The sequence below is a fragment of the uncultured Amaricoccus sp. genome (assembly GCF_937858865.1).
Lineage (GTDB): Bacteria > Pseudomonadota > Alphaproteobacteria > Rhodobacterales > Rhodobacteraceae > Amaricoccus.
Map to the genome: position 1 here is coordinate 1 of NZ_CALLYO010000010.1, position 2,543 is coordinate 2,543.

General features: G+C 70.3%; 2 protein-coding genes. Both read right to left on the reverse strand.

All coding sequences use genetic code 11. The features are described from left to right. Positions 1 to 267: 267 nt before the first annotated feature. Positions 268 to 1,149: an ABC transporter permease subunit gene (locus Q0112_RS00125; protein ID WP_297970031.1), complete on the reverse strand. Its 882-nt coding sequence runs from the start codon at positions 1,147 to 1,149 to the stop codon at positions 268 to 270. A 62-nt stretch (positions 1,150 to 1,211) separates the two neighbouring features. Further along, positions 1,212 to 2,258: an ABC transporter substrate-binding protein gene (locus tag Q0112_RS00130; RefSeq protein ID WP_297970032.1), complete on the reverse strand. Its 1,047-nt coding sequence runs from the start codon at positions 2,256 to 2,258 to the stop codon at positions 1,212 to 1,214. Between the last annotated feature and the right edge of the window lie 285 nt (positions 2,259 to 2,543).

A 2,543-nucleotide genomic window follows, 5' to 3' on the forward strand; every position in this document is an offset into this window, starting at 1 on the left:
AGTCATTGTTCTCCCCGCCTGTTGGCGGGGCCCCTCGCCTGCTCGATAGGGTTTCTGCCCATATGAAAGCCTTCAGGGGAATCGGGGGCAGCGGCAGCTTCCGCCCTCGAGCCGGCCGGGGTGGGGAGACGGTGGAGTACAAGCAGGCGGTGACGGGCGCCGCGGGCGTGCGGCTGCCGTACGCGGGGCGCCGGCGCGGCGCTTCCGCCAATCGGCGGGGTCGGCCGCGAGGCCGGCGGCGCCGGGCGGCAGCGGGGCCGGCGGGGGTCATTTCATCCACCGCTCGGCGCGGGAGCGCATCCAGATGTAGAGCGCGTTGCCGATGCCGGTGACGACGATCATGCCGAAGGCGAGGGCATAGCCGAGGTGCGGGTCGCCGAGGACGTCGCCGCGGATCTGGGCGAAGAGGAGGATCGGCACGATGGAGAGGGAGGAGCCGGTCAGCGCATAGGCGGTGGCGACCGCCCCGAAGGCGTTGGCGAAGAGCAGCGCGAGCGTGCCGAGCAGCGTCGGCCAGAGGATGGGGAGGGCTATCAGGCGCCAGTACTGCAGGCCCGAGGCGCCGAGGATCTCCGCCGCCTCGCGCCACTCGCGGCGGAGGCCGTCGAGCGCCGGGGTGACGATGAGGATCATCAGCGGGATCTGGAAGAAGAGATAGGTGAGGGTCAGCCCCCAGAAGGAGAGGAGGTTGAAGCCCAGCGCGTAGATGTTGATGCCGAACCATTCGCGCAGCAGCACGGTGACGAGGCCGAGCCGGCCGAGGGTGGCGAGGAAGGCGAAGGCGAGCGGCACGCCGGCGAAGTTCGAGGCGACGCCGGAGAAGGTCAGCACCGGGCCGCGCAGCCAGGCGGGCAGGTCGCCGAGCGTGACGGCCCAGGCGACGAAGAAGCCGATCAGGCAGCCGAGGAAGGCCGAGGCGAAGCTCACGCGGATCGAGATCGAGAAGGCCGCGAGGATCGACGGGGTGAAGAGGTTGCGGATGTTGGCCAGCGTGAACTCGCCGGCCGGGTTGCGGAAGGCGCCGATCACCACGTGCATCGTCGGCAGGATCAGGAAGAGGAGCGCGAAGAGGAGGAAGGGCAGCAGGCCGAGCCAGGCCCAGGACCTGGGACTGGCTGTGCGGCCGGACTGGCTGACGGCATGCGCCAAGAGCGGCTCCCCCGCGGGCCGGGTCCCGGGACGCGCGCGCGACCCCGGGACCCGGCTTCATGCTACTGGACGTTGGCGCCGACGGTCTTGTCCCAGCCGCCCTTGATGACCTCGGCCATCGCCTCCTGCTCCTCGAGCGAGGGGAAGACCGCCGCCTCGTAGGAGGCGGCCGGCGGCAGCTTGTCGAGCAGCTCCTGCGGCACCTTGCCGGCCTGGACCAGGGCGTTGAAGCGGATCGGGTGGCAGTAGCCCTCGAGCCACTTCAGCTGGCCCTCGTCGGAATAGAGATACTCCATCCAGAGCTTGGCGGCGTTCGGGTGCGGGGCGTAGGCCGAGATGCCCTGCACGTAGACGCCGGCGACCACGCCCGACTTCGGCACCACGACGTTGATCGGCGGGTTGCCGTTCAGCGCATCGCGGCCGGAGAGGGCGTTGTAGTCCCACCAGACGACGATGGGCGTCGCGCCCTGGGCCAGCGTGCCAGACTTGCCGATGACGGGCACGAAGTTGCCGGCCTTGTTCATCTCGGCGAAATAGTCGAGGCCCTTCTGCCCCGCCTCCGCGCCGGCGGCGCCGCCCGCGGCGAGGCCGGCGGCATAGACGCCGAGGATCGCCTGGTTCGAGGCACGCGGGTCGCCGGCCAGCGCGACCGAGTTGGCGAACTCGGGCTTCAGCAGGTCGGACCAGTCGGCCGGCGGCTCGGGCACGAGATCCTCGTTCACCGCGAAGGAGAGCACGCCGTAGTAGTCGCCGTACCAGTAGCCGTCGGCGTCCTTCACGTTGTCGGGGATCTCGTCCCAGGTCGAGACCTTGTAGGGCTGCAGCAGTCCCTCGTCCTTGGCGGCCGGGCCGAAGGAGAAGCCGACGTCGATCACGTCCGGCGCCTGCGGGCCCTTGTTGTCCTTGTTGGCGCGGATCGCCTCGAGCTCGTCGGCCGAGCCGGCATCCGGGTTGAGCTCGTTGACCGCGAGGCCGTACTTGGCCTTGAAGCCCTCGAGGACGCCGCCGTAGTTGCACCAGTCGTGCGGCAGCGCGACGGTGGTCAGCGTGCCCTCGGCCTTGGCGGCGGCGACGAGCTCGTCGAGGCTCTGGGCCCAGGCGGGCAGCATCGGGGTCGCGGCAATGACGAGGCCCCCGATGAGGGCGGTGGTCGTTCGCAGCATGGTCGTCTCCCTGTCGTTGCGCGCTCCGGGCGCGCTTGTCACGATGCGCGGACTTTAGCCGGGAATTTCGACATTCCTACAGGAAAAGCGCGGCGGGCGTGAAGTGGCGGACTGTCGTCACCTGGCCGTGTCGGCGAGCTCGCCCAGCAGGTCGTGGACGCGCTCGGGACCGACGATGGCGCGGCGCACGAGGGGGTCGAAGAGGCGGGAGAGGGCGGCGACCTGGTCGGT